This window comes from Listeria aquatica, from assembly GCF_014223975.1.
Classification (GTDB): Bacteria; Bacillota; Bacilli; order Lactobacillales; family Listeriaceae; genus Listeria; species Listeria aquatica.
The window spans coordinates 113,701-133,783 of sequence record NZ_JAARRM010000004.1 but is presented as its reverse complement, the minus strand read 5'-3'; the positions used below and the strand labels follow the sequence as shown (position 1 = coordinate 133,783).

General features: G+C 38.4%; 23 protein-coding genes. 9 read left to right on the top strand and 14 right to left on the bottom strand.

Annotated elements, in window-relative coordinates:
- Window positions 1–28: 28 nt before the first annotated feature.
- A complete protein-coding gene (locus tag HB912_RS10385) occupies window positions 29–316 on the bottom strand; it encodes a DUF3116 family protein (RefSeq protein WP_036070535.1) in 288 nt (95 codons plus the stop codon).
- 254 nt (window positions 317–570) lie between these two features.
- Between HB912_RS10385 and HB912_RS10380 the strand changes: the two genes are divergently transcribed.
- Both HB912_RS10380 and HB912_RS10375 read left to right on the top strand, forming a co-directional pair.
- On the top strand, window positions 571–1,329 hold the full coding sequence (locus HB912_RS10380) for an SDR family NAD(P)-dependent oxidoreductase (protein WP_221635709.1): 759 nt from the start codon (window positions 571–573) through the stop codon (window positions 1,327–1,329).
- Between the two features lie 22 nt (window positions 1,330–1,351).
- Complete coding sequence (locus tag HB912_RS10375; protein ID WP_185374371.1) at window positions 1,352–1,807, top strand: MarR family winged helix-turn-helix transcriptional regulator; 456 nt, start codon at window positions 1,352–1,354, stop codon at window positions 1,805–1,807.
- A gap of 233 nt (window positions 1,808–2,040) precedes the next feature.
- Here HB912_RS10375 and HB912_RS13315 read toward each other — a convergent pair whose 3' ends face one another.
- The 5 genes from HB912_RS13315 to HB912_RS10350 are packed head-to-tail and all read right to left on the bottom strand — an operon-like array spanning window position 2,041 to window position 7,535.
- Window positions 2,041–2,487: an ROK family protein gene (locus HB912_RS13315; RefSeq protein ID WP_185374368.1), complete on the bottom strand. Its 447-nt coding sequence runs from the start codon at window positions 2,485–2,487 to the stop codon at window positions 2,041–2,043.
- Entirely contained in the window at window positions 2,465–2,917 is a 453-nt protein-coding gene (locus HB912_RS13310; RefSeq protein ID WP_185374366.1) for an ROK family protein, read from the bottom strand. The genes HB912_RS13315 and HB912_RS13310 overlap by 23 nt, the downstream gene beginning before the upstream one ends.
- Before the next feature lie 33 nt (window positions 2,918–2,950).
- The gene (locus HB912_RS13375; protein ID WP_185374364.1) at window positions 2,951–5,560 is read right to left on the bottom strand and encodes a glycoside hydrolase family 38 N-terminal domain-containing protein; all 2,610 of its coding nucleotides are present in this window, start codon (window positions 5,558–5,560) and stop codon (window positions 2,951–2,953) included.
- Window position 5,561: 1 nt separating this feature from the next.
- Window positions 5,562–6,017 carry a PTS sugar transporter subunit IIA gene (locus tag HB912_RS10355; RefSeq protein WP_185374363.1) on the bottom strand — a complete coding sequence of 152 codons (456 nt, stop codon included), beginning with the start codon at window positions 6,015–6,017 and terminating at the stop codon, window positions 5,562–5,564.
- 36 nt (window positions 6,018–6,053) lie between these two features.
- A complete protein-coding gene (locus HB912_RS10350) occupies window positions 6,054–7,535 on the bottom strand; it encodes a PTS fructose transporter subunit IIC (protein WP_185374362.1) in 1,482 nt (493 codons plus the stop codon).
- 124 nt (window positions 7,536–7,659) lie between these two features.
- On the opposite strand from HB912_RS10350, the gene HB912_RS10345 reads away from it, so the two are divergent.
- Together HB912_RS10345 and HB912_RS10340 are read left to right on the top strand one after the other, a co-directional pair.
- Entirely contained in the window at window positions 7,660–8,442 is a 783-nt protein-coding gene (locus HB912_RS10345; protein WP_185374360.1) for a MurR/RpiR family transcriptional regulator, read from the top strand.
- 85 nt (window positions 8,443–8,527) lie between these two features.
- On the top strand, window positions 8,528–8,785 hold the full coding sequence (locus HB912_RS10340; RefSeq protein WP_185374357.1) for a hypothetical protein: 258 nt from the start codon (window positions 8,528–8,530) through the stop codon (window positions 8,783–8,785).
- 240 nt (window positions 8,786–9,025) lie between these two features.
- Here the strand turns inward: HB912_RS10340 and HB912_RS10335 are convergent, their stop codons facing one another.
- Genes HB912_RS10335 through HB912_RS10325 form a run of 3 tightly spaced genes read right to left on the bottom strand, consistent with a single transcriptional unit; the run spans window position 9,026 to window position 10,265 of the window.
- On the bottom strand, window positions 9,026–9,409 hold the full coding sequence (locus HB912_RS10335) for a DUF423 domain-containing protein (protein WP_185374355.1): 384 nt from the start codon (window positions 9,407–9,409) through the stop codon (window positions 9,026–9,028).
- Window positions 9,410–9,424: 15 nt separating this feature from the next.
- Window positions 9,425–9,703 (bottom strand): DUF5327 family protein, encoded by a 279-nt coding sequence (locus HB912_RS10330; RefSeq protein ID WP_185374353.1) that lies wholly within the window; start codon window positions 9,701–9,703, stop codon window positions 9,425–9,427.
- A 4-nt stretch (window positions 9,704–9,707) separates the two neighbouring features.
- Window positions 9,708–10,265: a maltose acetyltransferase domain-containing protein gene (locus tag HB912_RS10325; RefSeq protein ID WP_036070990.1), complete on the bottom strand. Its 558-nt coding sequence runs from the start codon at window positions 10,263–10,265 to the stop codon at window positions 9,708–9,710.
- 153 nt (window positions 10,266–10,418) lie between these two features.
- Here HB912_RS10325 and HB912_RS10320 point away from each other — a divergent pair, with 153 nt between their 5' ends.
- The 3 genes from HB912_RS10320 (at window position 10,419) to HB912_RS10310 (ending at window position 12,815) form a co-directional block, all read left to right on the top strand.
- Complete coding sequence (locus tag HB912_RS10320; protein WP_185374351.1) at window positions 10,419–11,285, top strand: Cof-type HAD-IIB family hydrolase; 867 nt, start codon at window positions 10,419–10,421, stop codon at window positions 11,283–11,285.
- 23 nt (window positions 11,286–11,308) lie between these two features.
- Complete coding sequence (pdxK, locus tag HB912_RS10315; protein ID WP_185374349.1) at window positions 11,309–12,130, top strand: pyridoxine/pyridoxal/pyridoxamine kinase; 822 nt, start codon at window positions 11,309–11,311, stop codon at window positions 12,128–12,130.
- A 121-nt stretch (window positions 12,131–12,251) separates the two neighbouring features.
- Window positions 12,252–12,815, top strand: a complete 564-nt coding sequence (locus tag HB912_RS10310) for a DUF420 domain-containing protein (RefSeq protein WP_185374348.1) — start codon at window positions 12,252–12,254, stop codon at window positions 12,813–12,815.
- 51 nt (window positions 12,816–12,866) lie between these two features.
- On the opposite strand, the gene HB912_RS10305 is transcribed toward HB912_RS10310, so the two are convergent.
- The 3 genes from HB912_RS10305 to HB912_RS10295 form a co-directional block, all read right to left on the bottom strand.
- A complete protein-coding gene (locus HB912_RS10305) occupies window positions 12,867–13,772 on the bottom strand; it encodes an alpha/beta hydrolase (RefSeq protein ID WP_185374346.1) in 906 nt (301 codons plus the stop codon).
- Between the two features lie 24 nt (window positions 13,773–13,796).
- The gene (locus HB912_RS10300; protein WP_185374344.1) at window positions 13,797–14,531 is read right to left on the bottom strand and encodes a metallophosphoesterase; all 735 of its coding nucleotides are present in this window, start codon (window positions 14,529–14,531) and stop codon (window positions 13,797–13,799) included.
- An 82-nt stretch (window positions 14,532–14,613) separates the two neighbouring features.
- On the bottom strand, window positions 14,614–14,817 hold the full coding sequence (locus HB912_RS10295; RefSeq protein ID WP_036070562.1) for an Lmo0654 family protein: 204 nt from the start codon (window positions 14,815–14,817) through the stop codon (window positions 14,614–14,616).
- A gap of 184 nt (window positions 14,818–15,001) precedes the next feature.
- Here HB912_RS10295 and HB912_RS10290 point away from each other — a divergent pair, with 184 nt between their 5' ends.
- Window positions 15,002–15,880, top strand: a complete 879-nt coding sequence (locus HB912_RS10290) for a DUF975 family protein (RefSeq protein WP_185374342.1) — start codon at window positions 15,002–15,004, stop codon at window positions 15,878–15,880.
- Window positions 15,864–16,403: a GNAT family N-acetyltransferase gene (locus HB912_RS10285; protein ID WP_185374340.1), complete on the top strand. Its 540-nt coding sequence runs from the start codon at window positions 15,864–15,866 to the stop codon at window positions 16,401–16,403. The genes HB912_RS10290 and HB912_RS10285 overlap by 17 nt, the downstream gene beginning before the upstream one ends.
- A 57-nt stretch (window positions 16,404–16,460) precedes the next feature.
- Here the strand turns inward: HB912_RS10285 and HB912_RS10280 are convergent, their stop codons facing one another.
- Together HB912_RS10280 and HB912_RS10275 are read right to left on the bottom strand one after the other, a co-directional pair.
- A complete protein-coding gene (locus HB912_RS10280; RefSeq protein WP_185374338.1) occupies window positions 16,461–17,114 on the bottom strand; it encodes a GntR family transcriptional regulator in 654 nt (217 codons plus the stop codon).
- 270 nt (window positions 17,115–17,384) lie between these two features.
- Window positions 17,385–20,072 carry a YhgE/Pip family protein gene (locus tag HB912_RS10275; protein ID WP_185374502.1) on the bottom strand — a complete coding sequence of 896 codons (2,688 nt, stop codon included), beginning with the start codon at window positions 20,070–20,072 and terminating at the stop codon, window positions 17,385–17,387.
- Window positions 20,073–20,083: the final 11 nt, after the last annotated feature.

The window sequence follows — 20,083 nt, the reverse complement described above, 5'->3', positions numbered from 1 at the left end:
AAAGCGTGCTTTCCACTTCGATGTTCCCTTAAAAATCCTTTTGAAACCCCATTCGTTCTAATTCCCAATACAGCAGTTTTCCTTTGTCAGTAATAAAATATGTCTTCTTTGATTGAATAAACGGTTGTTTGCGAATCACAAAGCCCTTCCACTCCAACCAGTAAATCGTGAGTAAGAGTTCGTTACGAGAAGGATAGCTTTTATCATGACTTATTAGCGCATCAAACCGTTCTTCTTGGAAGTTTACGAAATAAAAATTGGGATCATAGACATAATTCAACGTAATCCACTTCAATTTTTCTGTTGGTTCTTTCAAAATGCGCTCACCCTAATATGCTTGATTTAATCCTATTATAGCAAAGCCGGCCAATAAAAGGAATTTTTGTTTTCGAGAAAATTTATTTGAGCAATCTTCCATTAAAAATTTTTTAATGGAAGCCACAAGTTTTTATTTCTATTTGCGAACAGAAATAAAAACTTGCAATTTTTCGATAACCCGATATAATCAACGTCTAGACATGCATGTCTAGACGTTGATTAAAAGGTGGTTTTATCATGACTAATTATACTTTGATTACTGGCGCTTCATCTGGGATTGGAAAAGCATTTTCGGCTTACTATGCTAAAAATAAGGAAAACTTAGTTTTAATTGCACGCTCGAAAGAAAAATTACAAACAATGAAAGCCGAGTATGAAAAAAAGTTTAACATTCAAATCAAAATTTTAAATGTTGATCTCGCTCAAGAAAGTGCTCCACAAAAAATCTTTAAAGAAATCCAAAATCAGAATTTACTTATCGATCGTTTAATAAACTGCGCTGGCTTTGCTACAAGTGGAAATGTCTATGATACAGACTTCTCAAAGCAACACCAACAAGTAATGCTCAATGTCACCAGTTTATTTGATTTAACAAAGCTTTTTGTAGATGGCATGATTCAAAGAAATCGTGGACAAATTATTAATATAGCCTCCAGTTCTGCCTATCACCCAATCCCGACAATGGCTGTATATGCAGCAACAAAGGCTTTCGTTTTATCGTTTACAGAAGCCCTAAGCCTTGAATGTCGGGACAAAAATGTCCAAGTATTAGCGATTTCTCCTGGAGCGACTGATACAAATTTCTTTTCCGAAAACGGTGGGGTAGCAGTCGGTAACTTACGAACTCCTGAAGGCGTAGTAAAAGCAAGCATCGAAGCTTTGGAGAAAAAGAAAATATCCAAAATCGACGGTTTCAATAACTATTTTACAAGCGCTATCCTTCCCCGCCTCCTTACGAGAAATAGAATGGCCAATCTTGTTTATGGTATAATGAAAAAGCAACTTAAATAAGTAAGAGAGGTTGAAATCGTAAATGGATAAGATAGAAGAACTGAGATACCTAATTAAAGCTGCGGACAGAGAAGGAGAAGACATTTATCGCAAAATGTTAACTTCTTTGCATATCACGCCTAGCCAAAATGAAGTATTAAAAATACTCTCGTTTAAAGATGGTCTTTCCATTTCCGAAATTGGTGACCTTTTAATTTGTGGTTCTGATAGTCCTAGCCGCATTGTTAAACGACTAATTGACAAAGAATATGTTGTTAAAAAGGTAAACCCTAAAGATGTTAGAAAATCCGCCATTCACCTTACTCGTTCAGGTGCAGCAATTTTAAAAGAAGCCACAAAAATTGAAGATCAGTTTAATACACGTATTAGAACTTTACTCGCTGACCAAATTGATATTGATTTATTAATAAGCGTCCTAACTAAGCAAATTGAAGGTACAAAAACAGAGCAGCAGATAAACCAACGAAAAAAGTTTTAGCTTCACTCTTTTAGTTTCTTTCTTCACATGCTCGTAGGTAAAAAAACAGACTTCCCCTTTTTAAGGATAGTCTGTTTTTTTTTTTGCGGACTTTTACGCTTGCCTCTTACATACACATACAGGGAAAGCGTCAAACAGTCGATTTCTTTATTGTTGTTTTTGGTGAAGGGATCGCTACAAAGGAAAGACTTTTTCCAAAAAGAAATAACTTCACATTTTTCAAACGCCAGTAACTAGCAATTTAAACGCTCCAGCTCCTTTTGGCAATGATAGCTCGCCCCAAGCAAGTTTGCATCATTGAAAAATTGCGCTGGTAAAATTTTAGGGTGAACCTTGTGATGGGGTCGATGCCTCAAAATTCGTTCAAGTGAATCTTGCAACACTTGGATAAAAAATGGGTTTTCGCTAACAGCCCCTCCAATTAAAATGATATCTGGATCTAAGATGTACTGTAAATTAATTATACTGGCAGCCAAATAATCCATTCGCTGCTGGTAAAACTCTTTCACTTCTTGATTTTGTTTCATGACTTCAAATAAAATTTTTCCATTTTTTTCTAAGCCAAATTGCTGCTCTGCATCTTTTAATACGGCTTGAAACCCAATTCGTCCACCGAGTGTCTGAAAAGAAGCATCAGCAGGATTATTCGCAATTAACTCATAGCCAAAGTTTCCCGGCATTTAAATTAGCTCCATGTAGAATATTGCCTTGAATTGCAATCGCGCCGCCAACAGCAGAACCGATGACATACATCGCCACATTTTGAATCCCCTTAGCGCTACCTAGCCATAATTCTCCTAGGAGGGCACAATTCCCATCATTTTCAATGAAAACGGGTTTTTGAAGATCGACAACAAGTGATTTTCCGATAATATATGAAATGGCGGAAGAACCTGTAAGTATCTTTTTCACCTGGTTATAAATTCCCGGCACACTAAGTCCGATAGCACGAGCTGCTTGATGGTTATGTGAAGCCTTTTCCAGATAATCAAGCAAATCAAGATAGTTACGAGGAGTTGATTGCACTTTTTTGAAAGACAATTCTCCAGAACTATTTACTAATGCCTGTTTCACTGTTGTTCCGCCAAGATCGAACACAAGATCAGCCATTCTTTCCAACTCATACATAAATAGATCAATGCCCTACAGCCATAATTTGATACTGACAAAATCATATGGAGCAATCTCCTGCTGTTCTTGTAGCGGTTGCTCTTGTACGTTTACAAAACAAACTTTGCTAAATTTTGATGTGTCTAAACTACCAATGGATAAAACTCGTTCTGTCGGATTTTTCAGCCGTAAAATAAAGGCGTTTCGGTCATACAATGATGGCATAAATGTGCTGTCCCAAGCCTCTGATTCACTTTGTAAAAGCGAAAACTCCTGAATCGTCTCTTCTGCTTTTTGATGAGTTTGAATCTTATTATCTAATCGATGAATAAATTTGTTTAGCATTTGATTTTGATAACACATGGATTCATCCACGTATTCTTGCTGTTCTTCTGAAACAACAGATGAATCAAATGTGCCCTTTTGAACGGAGAAGGCAAATTCAAATTCCAATTCTCCTAGAAGTTCTGCCAATGGCGTCGGCATCATTATATGCCCCTTTTTGGTAGTGTCTCCAGAGGCACGCCCTGGCCGGTATAACAGGTTTGGCTTTCCAAGCTGACTAGTACTTGCAAATAGGGTTAGGTATAGTTTGGATTGTTGGAATTGGTATTCTTTAATCCCTTTTCCGAAAGCTGTTATAGTTTTCTCCTCGTCATAAACTGAAACACTTTTATCAAACGGTTCTAAGTCAATCGGATATTCTACATACTTTTTGTGCCAGTCCTTGAGTTCTCCCTGCAAGTTTTCTCGCCCGATAAATCCAAATGGCAATGACGCAATAGTGTTTCGATTTTCTACTTCTGTACGAATGAGTACTCGCAAACGGTGGCTTAAAATCTCATTTTGAACAATTAATTTGCATCGAATAACCGAACTGTCTTGACGAAGTTCCATTTCAAGCTTCATTTTAAGTTCGCCAGTTTCTTCTGTTTCTCCACATCTTGCTGCGAGGTCTTTCGGCAATTGAAAGTTCCCCGATAAATACATGATTTCAACTAATTCTGATTTTTTCACTGCATCCACTTTTAATCCAAATAAAGTAGGGTTTTCATTTTCTAGTGGTGAAAAATCATACGTATCTCCATTATTTCCAGTATCTTCAAATGCTAAGAAGTTCTCAATTTCCGTACCCTCACTGGTTTTTAATAAGAGTCCAGTTTTTGTTTCTTGAATCCGGTAATACTTGTTTTTAATTTCTTTCTCAGAGACTTCTTCAAGCTCTGAAAGTAGATTCTCTGCTTTTTCGATTTCTAAAACTTTGAATCCCATTGCTGGAATTTCAATATTTGCTAGAACAAATAGGCGATAATAAGGATCTTCATTGATATATTTGGGTCCTTCTGGTGTTTCTAGCAAAAGATTATCTTTTCCTTCAAAATAGATTTCATTCAATATAACAGCTTCTCGCTCCCCTTTAAAACGAATCATTTTATCAGAAGCCAGAAAATCAATTATTTTGTACCCGTGAAAAGCTTTTGACGTCGTATTAAAGACAATCACATGATTCGCATTTAATCCAAGTTTCTCTGACAAACGTTTCGCCAAATAATTTTCAAATCCGCTCGCTAACTCATCTGCTTCCTTCATTCGGTGTAAAATGTCTTTTGCAACGTCATCCGATACGCATCCGCCCATCGAATCATGCGCATGTCCTTCAAGGAGTTTCTTCCACGTTTTAATGAGTAATTCGGTTGAAAGCTCTATTTCATGTGCTTTCGCAATCGCAAGTAATGGCTCCACACGTTTTGTTAACTTTTGCTCAATTAAATAGTTCAACCGCTTAATGTCATAACGTACAGAACCAATGGATTTATGCGCTCTTGTTGTACAAGGCTCCCTAAATTCACCTTGATATTCAGGTAAATCCGTTTGGTTTCTAAGCGTCTCTAAAAAGGCTTCATAACTGCTTTGAAATAAATAATAATCGACCTTTTTATTTATACGGTTTAGCGTTTCTGGTAAATTTGGAATGATTTCAAGCTGATCCCCACCTGATGGAAGTAGTAGATTCTCGTTATCCGTCCATTTTTCAATCCGCTTTAATGCAGGAAGCAAACGCTCTTCGAGATAGTCATCGGAATCATTTAAAAAAGCAGCCGTTCCGTATCCATCCACAAGATTTGCCGCAATAATTTTCTTTTCACCTAACCCTTTCCAAATAAAATAGGGTGATTGGACTTGTGTTGCAAGATTGAGTCCCCGCCAAAAAACAATATTATCAATTCCACAGTTTTGTAAGAGCGTTGGCATTTGCGCATTAAATCCAAATGTATCAGGTAAATAACCAATTTTCATTTCCTCTCCGTAGCGTCTAGAATCACGAATGCCTATTGCAAGATTACGAAGAAAGGATTCTTCTCCAACGAAAAAAGCATCTGTCTGCGTGTACCAAGGGCCAATAGCTAGTTGCTTTTTTTTCACTAACTTTTGAATTGTCTCAAGCTTTTCAGGGTGAAGTTCGAGATAATCATCGACAATGGAAGACTGCCCGTCAAGACAAAACTTCGCCTCCGAATTTTTTTCAAGCTCCGACAAAACATCAGAAAATAAATTATCACTTAACAAAAGCGCATCCATCGTCGTGAAATACCACTCTCTATCCCAGTGTGAATGACTGACCACATGAACCTTCTTTTTCACCTCACTTCACCCCCAATTTCTGACAAATCAATTGATAAATCTCATTTTGTGTTCGGCTAGCCTTTATTCCTGAACGAAACTCATCATCGATTAAGGCTCGAGACAAAAGTGCTAAATATTTCAAGTGCTCATCAGCAGCTTTTTCAGGAATCAATAACACAAAGGAATCAGTAATTGGATTCCCGTCAAGACTATCCCAAGGAATTGGGGCTGTTTTAAAATACATTAGTTTAGGAGAATAAACCGTATCATTTTTACAATGAGGAATAGCAAATCCTTCTTGGAATCCGGTTGTTTGTTGCTGTTCTCTTTCCAGCAAGCCTTTTAGACAAGCTTCTTTCGAGGAAACAAGTTCTTTTTCCGCTGCCTTTTCTGCAACGATCTTCAAAAATGTATTTTTATCTGTCAGCCCTTCCTCTATAAAAAAGATATTTTCTTCCGCAAAAATTTCATTCATCTTTTGAACCCCTCCAAATTCGACTAAAGATTTCAATTATCCAACCTGTTGTAATTCATTTTTTCGTTTTCTAAGCAGGAATCGATATAGTAACGCATTTAAGAAAGCCGCAAATAAAATAGCAACTATCCAGAGTAACCAAGACATTTCAGGCCCCGTTGTATAACCAACGAAAGCACCTAGAGGAGAACCAACTCCTCCATAAAACTGAATCCCCATCGATGCAACAAGTGCACCTGATACTGCAGAAGAAATGGTATTCGCAATGATAAGCGATGGATGGGCGGCGGCAAATGGAATCGCTCCTTCTGTTACCCCGACCATGCCCATAACTAAAGCTGATGAACCAAGTGTCCGCTCTTCTGTTGTGAAATATTTTTTAAATAGAAGCGTGGCAATACCCGCTCCGAGTGGTGCAACAGCAATAGCTGCTCCTGTTGCCGCTTGAGGAATAGCGTTAACACCAGTTGGTCCAAACTGATTCATTGTATCAACAAAAATAGCAGAAGAAACGAGCAAAGCAGTTTTATTGATAGGCCCCCCCATGTCGACACCCATCATTCCACCTAAAACTGCTCCGTAAATGATTGGTGCAGCAGCATTATTAAGTGTTAAATCATTAATAAAGCTATATAAAGAATTCATTAACCCAGCAATCGGTTGTCCAATCAAATAATAGATCACTACAAAAGAAATAAAAGTAGCTATAACGGGGATAATTAAAATGGGAACAATAGGTTTAATTAGCTCAGGCCATTTAATTTTTTTCAGTGCTTTCACCATAAAACCAACACCAAAACCAACTAAAATGGCTCCGATAAATCCAGCCCCTGTTTCAGCTCCTAGAAATTTCGGATCATTGATAATATAGCCTGCAATGAATGCCGGAGCAACAGCTGGCTTGTCTCCAATTGCTCGGGCAACCCCAGCAGCAAAAATCGGAATCATCAAGGTGAAACCGACTTTACCTAAATCAAATAACTTGGAGAAAAATTCACCACTTGCTGTATCACTAAATCCCCAAACAACTAGATCGGCATTATTAGGATCTGGATGAAAGGCCATTGTATTAGCAATCGCAAAAAGTAAACCAGCAGCAATCGTAACAGGAATCATATCTGAGAGCCCAGACATTAGATATTGGACAAATTTATTCGATGAAGTCCCAATCTCCATTTTTCCGCCTACTTTTGTTCCCTTTCCCCCATGAATCGTTGCTTTCTCCATGGCTTCGCTCAACAAGATAGAAGCATCTTTGAGTGCATGGTTTGTATCTGTTTCAAATAACTTTTTACCGATAAAACGAGATTTATCAATGGCTATATCCGAAGCAATAATAACAAGATCGGCTTCTGCAATTTCTTTTTCAGTTAGCGCATTCTCTGTTCCAATCGTTCCCTGTGTCTCAATTTTTGCGTCTATACCGAGTTCTTCAGCTGCCTTTTCAAGTGCCGCTTGAGCCATATACGTATGTGCAATCCCTGCAGCACAAGCGGTTACCCCCACAATTTTTTTCATTTTTATCCCTCCAAGTTAAATTGACATAAAAGCGCTTTCATGATAGAGTTTAACTGCAAAAGAATTTTTTTCAATACCAATTTTAAATTTGAGAATTTGTTCTCAAAAAATCGGAGGTCTAAACATGAACGAAGTACTAAATCGAATCAAAAGATCCTACGAATCATTTACCTCCAACCAGCAGGATATTGCTAAATTTTTACTCAAACAACCAGAACAAATTGAAAAATTAAATGTTCGGGAACTTGCAAAAGTTACAAGAAGCGCTCCAAGCGCCATTATCAATTTTTCAAAACGCTTAGGTTATAAAGGCTATTCTGAGATGAAATATGAGTTTCTAAATAATCGTGAAGACTTATCTTCCTTTATGATTCCCTATATGGCAGTGAATAAGATCAAACAAACCAGCTCTTTCAAGCAAGTGGCAGATAAACTATATCAAGCAGAAAAAATCTACCTTCTTGCTTATCAAATGTCTCAAATTCCCGCTAAAGACTTTTACTTCAAAATGCATAAAATCGCGCCAAGTAAAATTGTTTTTTTCACTTCTTTTGAAGACCAAATACGTAATTTACCCATTATTAAAGATGGAGATGTAGTACTGATGATTTCAAACAGTGGCGAGTGCGAGGAGATTCTTTCTGCAACACCACTTTTACCTAGTGAGTGTTGTAAGATCTTACTTACAAATGGTGTGAAATCAAACTTATCAAAACATGCGGATATCGAACTTAGCCTAGGCATCTTGGAAGACGATCCACTTTTGTTCAAAGAAATTCCGACTCTTTCTCGAAATGCTCTTCTTTATGCACTTGATGAATTGTTCAAAATGATACTTGAACAGGATTACGAGAATAACCTAAAAAAAATTAGACAATCCAGTAAATTCTTTTTGAATAAACGTTAGCAAGTAAAATGGAGCTTATCATTTGGGTTATTCATTTTTCTTGGATAGGAGAAGGTCGCTAAATTTATATTAATTAAGAGGAAATGTGTCTATACAACATCACGAAAATCAGCCCGCACATTTTTCCGACACACATGTAAAAAGGCTTGATGAAGCGGGCTTAAGTGAAACAGCAATTCAGCAAAGAATTGGACATGTGAAAGGTTCAAAAATCACAAGAATTCACACTCACTCTGATGAAGTCATAAGAAAAGACACAATTAATATTTATTTAGAGTACAAAAAGGGCAAAAAATCTGATTTTAATAGTGAGGGATTTTGTGAGGGACAGCCCAAAAATTGAACAAAAAAAGACGCTCAACCCTTGCTATAAGGGAAAGCGCCAAACAAAAAGGGAGTTTAAGGTAAGAAAGGATGACCCACTACTAAAAAGGGAGAAAAAGTAATAAGCCATCGTTGCTTACTGTTTATTTACCCGCTTTTTTTCAATTAAACCGTTTTTTTTACTACAAAAACATTAACATTACTTAACAATCAAACGAAATTATGTAATTAAAGTTACAAAACAGATAAATTGATTGACTCAATATCTACTAAAAAATGAGTTTTGTCTAGCTGCTCCAATGATTAAACACAACCAGCCTGCGAGGAATGCAAAACCACCAAAAGGAGTAATGGCTCCTAAAATTGAAATTTTCGTGATGCTAAGTGCATATAAACTTCCTGAGAACAAAATGATTCCGATAGAAAACAATACAGCAGCAGAGGCATATAAACGACTTCTTTCTTTCATCAATAAAAGACCGCAAACTAAAATCCCGACAGAATGGAACATCTGATACTGTACTCCTGTTTCCCAAGTCGCTGCATTAGCTCCTAAAATTTCCTTTAATGCATGCGCTCCAAATGCTCCGATCGCAACGGAAAGCATTGCAAAAACACCGCCCGTAATCAACGCTTTTTTCATACTACTTCACACCTCCTAAAAATCGAATAATGAATCACCATTTGCTCCATCCTCAAAATCCATTTTTTCACTTTTTTCCTTTTGAATTTGCGGCGGACGGCTGCCCGTCATTTTTTCCCAAGTCAAATCCTCAGGAACCGCCGCTTTCTTGCCCTCATTTTCTGTTAAAAGCACTTCCGCTAGAACTTTCAGTGCACTTAGATGTATTTTGCGCTCCGTTTCATTCGAAGCTTCTTTTGCGGAACTTAATTCCTGCTCCATCTTTTTAAAAACAACTTGTATATCTACTTCCACTTGTTTACCCTCCAGGAATTTCTTTGATAATTTTGGCAGGATTTCCGCCAATGACCACATTATCGCCAAAACTTTTGGTGACAACTGCACCAGATGCTACAACGACATTATCGCCAAGCGTCACACCCGGATTAATAATTGCTCGTCCACCTATCCAAACATTATCACCAATTGAAACGGGCTTTCCAAATTCTAAACCGCTATTTCGTTCAACTGGATCAACTGGGTGTGCGGCTGTATAAATATGTACCCCGGGCGCAAACATACAATTATCCCCGATTTTCACTTCACAAATATCTAAAATGACGCAATCGAAATTAGCAAAAAAATGTTCACCTACAGAAATATTGGAACCATAATCCACGCGTATACAGGGTTCTACATTTAACTCTTTCCCAGTACTTCCAAACAGTCTTTTCAGGAGCTCTGCCCTTGTTTTAGGTTCAAGTGTTTCATTGATTTCTCTTGTTAATTTGCGTGCTCGTCTTCTTGCATAAACGAGCTCTTGATCTGACGGGTCATAAAATTCACCCGCAATCATTTTTTCCACCTCGGTTTTCATCCACACACCCCATTCCGAATTTGCTTCTTTCATTATAACGAAATTCATGAAGCGAAGCAAAAATGCTTGATTTTCGTACAAGAAAACTGCAAATTCCCTCAAAAAGTGCTATGCTAGTGATGGGTCAAGGAAAACACAGGAGGAATCTTATTTATGATCAAAGTTATTGCTTCTGACATGGATGGAACGCTTTTAAATTCGGATATCCGTGTGACGGAAGAAAATGTCAAAGCCATTGAACACGCACGCGGAAAAGGCATTCACTTTGTCCTTTGTACTGGGCGAATGTACGATGATGCTATGCGTCTTATCAATAAAGCTGGTTTATTTGCACCGGCGATTTGTATGAACGGCGCTGAAATTCGCGATGAACATGGAAAAATTCTACTACAACATGTTATCGACAAAGATCTTGCCAAAAAGACATTCCAAATTTTAACTGACTTAGGCATGTACACTGAGATTTTCACTAACATTGGTCCGGTTACTGTGGACCGTGAAAAGGGAAAAGCTTTTATGATCGAGATGTTTCAAAAAATCCATCCAGAATCAACTGTCCAAACGATTACAGAACAAATTGAAAATCGTTTTGAAGCGAAAAACATTCATGAAATTAAAGATCCCGAACGAATTTTTAGTAATGACGAGATGAAAATTTTAAAATTCATTACATTTTCTGCGGATCCTGACGTTTTAAAACAAGCCCGTGAAGCTCTTAATGTTTCTAATGAACTAGCCATTACTTCTTCTTTTTCGGATAATATCGAGATCACAAACCATGAAGCTCAAAAAGGAATTTCCCTGCAATACTATGTGGAAAAACTTGGTGTTTCGCTTGAAGAAGCTTTCGCAATTGGAGATAATATGAATGATATTTCCATGCTTAAAATGGCTGTTTATAGTGTTGCTATGGGTAATGCGGAAGATAAAGTGAAAAAAGAAGCTAAATTTATAACGACGACAAATGATGAAAATGGGGTTGCAGCAGCCATTTATAAAATGCTCGAAACCAATTCCTAAGAATATATTTGGAGGGAACAAAAATGACAATCAAAAAAACGTTAACAGTAGCAGGTTCTGATTCAAGTGGCGGAGCTGGTCTTCAAGCTGACTTAAAGACGTTTGAAGAATACGGTACATTCGGTTTTAGTGCAATCACAACGATTGTAACAATGGATCCTGATAACAACTGGGCACACGGAGTAACGCCAATTGATGCCGAGCTTGTTCGTGATCAGCTTAAGACCATCCTTTCTGGCGGTCCAGTGGATGCCATGAAGACTGGGATGCTTGGTTCTGTAGATATTATTCAAGCTACTCGAGAAGTAATCGACCGCTATCAACTCAAAAATGTGGTTATTGATCCGGTTATGGTCTGTAAAGGAGAAGATGAACTCATTCAGCCAGAAAATGCGGAAGCAATCCGGGATCTACTTCTTCCTGTTGCAACTGTAACGACACCAAATCTTTTTGAAGCCGGTCAGCTTTCTGGTTTTGGAAAACTTGAAACCGTTGAAGACATGAAGCGTGCAGCTGAAAAGATCAACCAACTTGGTGTTAAATATGTCGTCATAAAAGGTGGAAAAGCACTCGAAAGTAATAAAGCGATTGATTTGCTTTATGATGGCAAGGATTTCACGATCTATGAAGTCGAAAAGGTAGATACAGATTATAACCACGGAGCTGGTTGCACATTTGCTGCAGCGATTACTGCGGGACTTGCCAAAGGGATGACTGTTCCCGAAGCAGTTCAAAAAGCAAAGGATTTCGTGACGGCTGCGATTCAAAATGGTTTTGCTTTAAACAAATTTATCGGTCCTGTTTGGCACGGTGCCTATAATCAGGCTGAAAACCGAATAAAATAAATTAGCGAAAGCTCCCTTTTAAAAAAGCTAAATCGAAGTCGATTTAGCTTTTTTTATTTCTTGCATCAGCCATTTCATGTATAATGGAGGTGATCTGATTTTAAGGAGGATTTACATAACCATGGAGCAAAATCAAGAAAAGTTTTCCAAATCAACATCTGAAAAAAATTATTTTTGGCCGATTATGATTTTTTCAGCGGTTGCTGTTGTTATTATCTTATTACTATTCTTTTCACCCATCGGCTATCAAGGAAAAGTCCATTTTGATTTAACGATTTTACCACGAATGAACGCTATTTTTAACAGTTTTACTTTTGTCTTTTTATTAATTGCACTTTGGGCGATCGTTGTAAAGAAAAATGTGAAACTTCACCGTGGCTTCATTTTGGCCGCTTTCACTTCTACCCTTTTCTTTCTCGTCACTTATTTAAGCTTTCACTTCCTCTCTTCTGAACCAAACACATTTGGAGGAACTGGATTTATCCGCCCGATTTACTTTTTCATTTTAGTGACACATAGCTTTCTTGCCGCTGTTGTTGTTCCGCTTGCTTTATTCGCTCTTGTTTGGGGCTGGACGATGCAAGTTGAAAAACATAAAAAAATCGTACGCTGGACGATGCCAATTTGGCTTTATGTGAGTTTAACTGGCGTGCTCGTTTATCTCTTTATGGCTCCTTATTATTAAACACTAAAAACCCCTGCCAAGTGACGGCAGGGGTTTTTAGCTGCGCAATATTTATTTTTTGGCATTTGGAACCGTATCAAGATTGGCATCACTATCTCCTTCAACGCCATCTGGCAGGTTCCACAAGAAGCGGCTGACAAGCGTGTCTACTTCTGCATTTTCATGAAGTCCGCTGTGTGTTACATCCGGTCCTGCAACAACCCGCTCTTGATAGGTACCTTTAGGGAAAAAGGTTTTCGCATAAAAAACACTGCTTACTTTAACGAGACCATCAGAACCTGAATTGTTCCGATTTCCAGCAACCGCTAAAACTTGAATGTTTTTTGGGATGCCAGCTTTTTCTTTTACAAGAAGTTGTAAAGCAGCCGAGCCGACTTTTAAGTCATGTGCCGCCGGATCTTTTTGCAGTTTAAAATAATTTGCCTTATCAATTCCCGCAAAAGGCGTTGCGATCGCAATAAATTTTTGAGGAACCGGGTAAGCCGCATCAACAGGGGTCTTTTCCAAGTAGCTCAAAATAGCTAAACCTCCCATTGAATGTCCAACAAAATTAATTGTCTTCACCTGCTCATGTTCTCGTAAATATCGCATGGCTTTTTGTAACCAGATCGTTTGTCTTGCGAGGCTCGCGCGGTTATCTTCAAATAAAATTTGAACGGCCGAATCCCCGTCTTTTTCATATTTTCCAATTCCACCAGATACATCTAGCTCGCCGTTTTCAGCAACCACTATTCGCATGGCTATCTTCTTACCGCCTGATTCGTAACCAAACCGGTTCAACATATGCCCGAATGAATTCACTGTTCCTTTATAGCCATGTACGAAAACAGTTGGAATAATTGTTTCCTTTACTTTTGCTTCACTTTTTTCCTGTGTTTTCCAAAAATAAACGCCCAGCACAGCTGCGCTAATAATCAAAACGGCGACCAGCAAACCTAAAATTTTCGCTTTTTGCAAGGTGACACTTCCTTTATTTACAAACTAGGAACAATCACTTTGATAAGGTTCATCTTTTGAAACCATAAAGATTTTTGTGACTGCTTTTTCCTCCACGACAACAGCATTCAAACTGCCACCAAACACTGCCCCGCCGTCAATATCCATTCTAGTTTGATCTTGGGATAGCCAAATTCTACTCGATCCATCGCTATGTAAGTTCTGAACAGGTGTATGCCCGAAAATGAAAACTTTTCCAGTTCGATTTTCTCCAAACAAAAAGGGCTCACGAATCCAGTAAAAATCACTAGGCTTTGTATCATACCAGTTTTCACAATTAAAATCAACTCCAGCATGAACAAAAACATATTGATTCATTTCATAATAGAGAGGTCTTGATTCAATAAAGGCGATTAAATCCCCTGACTCTTCCATAACTTTTTTTGCCAGTTCTTCTGGAGTTGCTAAATCATCTACATTTTCAAGGAGAAGTGATTGAATCGTTTCCATACCACCTTGACTGATATAATAACTCATCTTCTCAGCAGGATTTTTCAACCAGTCGAGTAGCATAGCTTCATGGTTTCCTTTCAAGACTACGACATCCGCTTCATCATATAGTTTTTTCACAAGTCGTAAAACCGCGCCCGGATTCTCACCTCGGTCAATTAAATCACCCACGAATAAAAGTTGTTCTCGCTCTTTATTCCAGTTTTTCAGCATCTTTTCAAGTAGTGAAATCTCCCCGTGGACATCTCCAATCGCAAAAATCGGCTTCATCGCCTCTCCTCCTTTTCTTGTCAGATGGAACAAAAACGTCCCAATAAATCTGGACGTTTTCATTTTTATCATTTTCTTCTCATCAGTCGATTGGATCTTTACGAAGTTTTTCCTCAATTTCTTTAATTTCGCGCCGAATACTTCCAAGGCGCATTTCTGAACTGTTGATCGGTCCATTTTGAAGCATCGGATCTTCAAAGCCTTCTGGATCAGCAACAACTTCTTGGTATTCACGTCGCAACTCAATTAAGCGGTCTTCTAAATCTTGCCTGCTTTTCTCGTTCATTTTGCCACCTGCACTTTGGAAAACTCTTCTCTTCCTTTTCCCCAAAAAATAAAAAACAACCCTTTTTTTGAAAAATAATCGAACAAATGGATAAAAATACGTTTTTACTGTATTTCATTATCATTTTATGCTATTTTTAGGATGATATTAGTGAATTTCACAAAAAAGAAAGGAAGATGATAATATGCAATCTATTTCAGAACTACGTCGTTCTGCACGTGAATCACTCCGAGGCAAATGGGGACTTGCCATCGGCGTGTTTATTCTGAGCTATCTCATTATTGCCGCCGGAAGCTCAATCTTAGGATTCATTCCGATTCTAGGCTGGCTCGCTAGTTTTCTTTTAATTGGACCGCTTACAATCGGAGTCAGCTGGTTCTATCTCTCTTTAAGCCGAAAAGAACGCCCAGATGTTGGCTATATGTTTAGTGGCTACAATGACTTTGGACGAACCTTGCTCGCTTATGTACTTGTTTCAGTATTCACCATGCTCTGGTCATTACTCCTCATTGTTCCCGGCATTATTAAAATGTATTCTTATTCGCAAACCTACTATATATTACGTGACAATCCAGATATTTCAGCACTCGATGCCATCACAGAAAGTCGCCACATGATGAATGGCTATAAAGGAAAGCTTTTTGGACTTTCCCTCACCTTCCTACTTTGGTATCTGATTCCAGTAGTAATCTTTATCGTTGGTATTGCCGTAATGGGAACTGGTGCAGCCTTTTCCGATATGAGTTACTATGGACAGAATGGGAGCATTTCCATTATTTCAGTAGGCTCGATCATTGGTGGAAGTTTTGTCTTACTACTTGGCTTCCTTGCTTCTATCGCTATTTCTATTTTCATCTATCCTTACTCCCAAACAGCTTACGCAATCTTCCATGATGACTTGTATAGCGAACTCGAACAAGATTTAGCAGAAAATGCTTTTTACGACGAAGACTTTACAGAAGAATCAGCAGAAGTGCAAGAGGATTTTGGCTCCGAACCAAGCGAAAAAAAGACGCAAGAAACAAAAGAAGAAGATGACATCGAAAATGACAAAAACAAATAAGCTACTTGTAGCGGATGACACCTTTTCAATTCGAAAAGCAATGCCAGAAGATGCACAAGCCTTACAAGAATTAATGCTTGAAACGGCTCGTTGGCTGAAAGAAAAAGGCTCCTCGCAGTGGAACGAGATTCTCCAAGGAAAAGATGTTCACAATCTTAGTGAAAAAACAGCAGCTAACGAAGTTTTCCTCGTCCAAAGCCAAGATGGACAAGTCGCTGGATCCATGATTATACAAGAATCCCCAAATGACTGGGACAAAGCACTTTGGCAAGAAGAAACGGCTAACAAAGCTCATTATTTACATCGCTTGATGGTTGCCCGTGCATTTAGCGGGCAACATCTGAGTCAAGCCATGATTCAGTTTGCTGCAACTTTCACCATTTCCGAACAAGTTCCAAGGTTACGGCTTGATACAAAAAAAGACGTCCCTGTTCTTAATCAACTTTACCAATCAGCTGGGTTCACGTTAAAAGGTATCCAAAATGGTTACTCACTCTATGAAAAAATTTTAATTAATCCATAAAAAAAGGACTATCCCCCCTTTTAGCTCAAGGGGGAGATAGTCCTTTTAAATTCGAGTTTAACGAAAAGCACTGGCGCCATAGCTTAGTAAGAGTGTCTTGATTTCATCACTAGCTTCTAAGTAACGGCGTTCTTTGAGTAAAGCAAGAATGCTATTTAATTGCTTGATGTTATGTTCTCGCATTTCCTCTGAAAATTGATTGATCGGATCTGCTGAGAAATAGTTAATGTTGAAAAATACTTTTTTCGTCATTTCCTTGTAGTAAGGGTTTCCGGAGTAGTTGATCAAACGCAAGAAAAATTGATGTTCATTGAAAATATATTCATCCATGTCACGCAAATAAGAAGCACGATCCATAGATTGTATACATTTTTCTAGTTCGTCAATATCAATTTCTTCCTCAGTTTGTTCAAGTTTTTCAAGTGTTGCTTTAATAAATAATTCAACAACTTCAAGTAATTGCACATAACGTGTGGAATCGACAAGCGAGTCTTTTACAACCACGCCGCTGTAGGTTCTATAGTCCAAGATGCCTTCTGCAACAAGTGCTGTGATAGCTTTCCGAATAGGTGAACGACTAACCCCTAGCTCTTTTGAAAGTCTTTCTTCAGTTAGATGTTCATTGGGCTTCAATTCACCATTCTTGATTTTTTCAATAACACTGTAATAAACAACTTTATCGAGGGTCTTATAGTCTCGTTTACTTTTCAATTTATAACGCTCCTTCAATCGGTGAACTTTCTCATATTATACCACATGCGATAGATGAAACAAAGCTGATTTTTTAGGCTTTTTCAGAATCTCTAAAAAAAGACAATGAAAAAACCTCAAAAAACCGCTCAAATGATACATAGTTCCCATATACCCATGAAAAAGAGCCCCGAAACGAATTTTTGACAACTTTTTGACACTTTTTCAATTCAAATAAATGCTTATTGTTTCTAATTTCTTTTTATATTGTATACCAAATTCAGCGTTTAGTTAATGAATGAGTTTACTTCGTTTTGCTTTAGCCGAAAGTTTCGGCACAACTCGATCAAGTGGTTTTTTCAAAAGCGTTCCAATCAAAATGAATATAATCATAAAGCCAAACAAGACACCTATATCTAAATAAGCTCCTGGCCAGTAGATTCCGCCAACGCTTTCGCGGATTAAGTTCACAGCATAAGTGAATGGCAAGAATGGATAAATCGCTTGGAAAAACGGTGGTGACACTTGAATCGGGAAGTTTCCACCCGCGCCAGAAATTTGTAAAACAAGAAGAATAATCGCGATCCCTTTTCCGACATTGTTAAATAAAGAAACAAGCGTGTACACGATCGTCATGAAGACCATACTGATGAAAAGACTAAATATGATATGCCAAACTGGTTCACGAATATACACGTGGAGCAAGAAAATATTTCCGAGTGTAACAAACATGGCTTGCATAAATCCAATGGAAAGAAAAGTTAAAAGTCGACCAAAATAGCGATGAATATTCGTGAAGATCCCACCAGGAACTTCAACATCCACCCGGAGAAGCGAGATAACAAGTAGAGCTCCTACCCAAAGACAAAGCGCTGTGTAAAACGGTGAGGAAGCAGAACCGTAATTTGGAATTTTGTAATACTCCGTTTGATTTAGCTGTACCGGGCTCGCGATAAAGTCACTGTCCTTATCTGCATCATTTCGAAGGAACGAAATAATTTCTTGTAAATTATATTCCTTATCAAAATCATTTATCTTAGAAGCCGCTTGATTGATCGCTTTTTCAAACGTAGGCAGTTCATTTCGCGAAAGATCAGCCGCGATCGTTACCGCTTTTTCAAGCTCAGGCATCTTTTCTTTGATCAATTTAGAAGCCGCTTGTAACTCTTTTTCAAGATTCGGAAGATCATTTCGAACAAAATCTCCTGCTCGGTGTAGCTTCGTTTTAATAGCCGGGAAATCATTGCGATAAAAAACAGCCGCTTGATTGATTCCAGAAATCACTTGATCGAGTTTTGTATCAATCAACTGAGAAGTATCCTTCAAGATTTTTTCAATTTCCGGCAGTTTAGCTTGAAACTCTTTCAAATAAGCTTGACCTGTTTGAAGAGTTTTCTTCGAATTTGTCAAAACATCAGCAATTTCCGGTATTTTCCCTTGAGCCGTTTTCAAAAGCTCTCCAGATTTCGCTAAATCCGCCTTGATTTGACTAAGCCCCGCCTTGATTTTTGGAACAATCGTGCTATCATATTTTCCAAGAATTTGGTCTAGCTTGCCGCTAATTTGCTTAGCCTCGCTGTTCAAACGATCTACGAGCTCTTCGGTCGGTTGTTTGCCGGCCTGAACGTCTTGCTTCAACTTCTCAACCGTTTCTTTTTGCTCAGCAAGTAGCTGTTTCACTCCCGATAAATCAGAAATAAAGCCATCTAAAGGATGATTAGGAAGCGTCTCGTTAAGCTCTGTCAACAAATCAATTTGTTTCGTAAGAAGCCCTTCTAAGTCCGTCATTTGTTTTTCAATTTGATTTAGCGCTTTTAGAGCCTCTTCAGGCGTCAAGTTGCCATCCTTCAGATCCCCTGTGATCGCGACAACATTATCCGCAACTTGCTTCATTAGCGTCAAATTCGTTTTAATCGCTGGCGCTACCGTATCAAAAGATGCATCCACTTGATCTGCAAATTTCGAAACTTCACTTGCGTACCGACTACCATCCGAAGCGATTTTTTGTACTTCTGGAAGCGCCTCTTCAGCTGTATTAATGATCCCAAGTGCCTGACTGGATTCATCCAAGGCATCATTCAAGGTTTTTTTCACCGTACCAAAGTTTGCCTCTACTTCGTTAATTCCCGCCGCCACTTTGCGAATTTCCGGTATTTTCGTTTGCAGAGTTAAAATTTCACCGCCCAGTTCATCCATTTTCGGAATAGCTGCTTCTACTTTTAAAAGTTCAGAAGCCGCTTCATTCAGCTCTGGTATGCGGTCACTTAATTCTTCCACCTGTTGAGCTTTTTCCTTGATGTCCGGAAGTTTCGACTCAATTCGCTGTGCCTCTTCTCCCATTTTGTTCATTTCTGGGATTGCATCTTGAACAGCAAAAACTTTATTTTTCACTTTTCGAATAGTCGGCAGCTCATTTTCAAGGTCAATCCCCGCCTCGTTAAACTCAGCAAGAACCGATTTACTAACAGTCCCCACAAATTCACTGCTAATTTGATTCACAATCGTTGAAGCCCCAGCATCCGTCATCTTAGGCGCTATCGCATTGATTTTTTCATTTACCGAATAATCAATTTGCGGTTTCTTAGCATCATCAGTCACAACCGATACCATATCCTTCGAAAAGTCAGCTGGAATGTGGATTGCTGCATAATATTTCCCACTTTTTACACCCTTTTGTGCTTTCTCGTTGCTGACAAAAGTCCATCCTAATTTATCATTTTTCTTCAATTCTTTCTTAAGTTCAGTTCCCACATTCACTTTTTGATCTTTTCCAGGAACTGAAACCTCAGCGCCTTTATCATCAATGGAAACCGCCACTTTGATTCCTTTGGTATTCGAATACGGGTCCCAGAGCGCTTCGATGTTGAACCATGCATAAAGCGAAGGCAAAATGATTAGAGCAATCACAAGGAGAAGTGCTAGTGGCGCTTTAAAGACACGTCGCCAATCTAAAATAAAAATTCCAAATACCTTTTTTATTTTAATCCCCT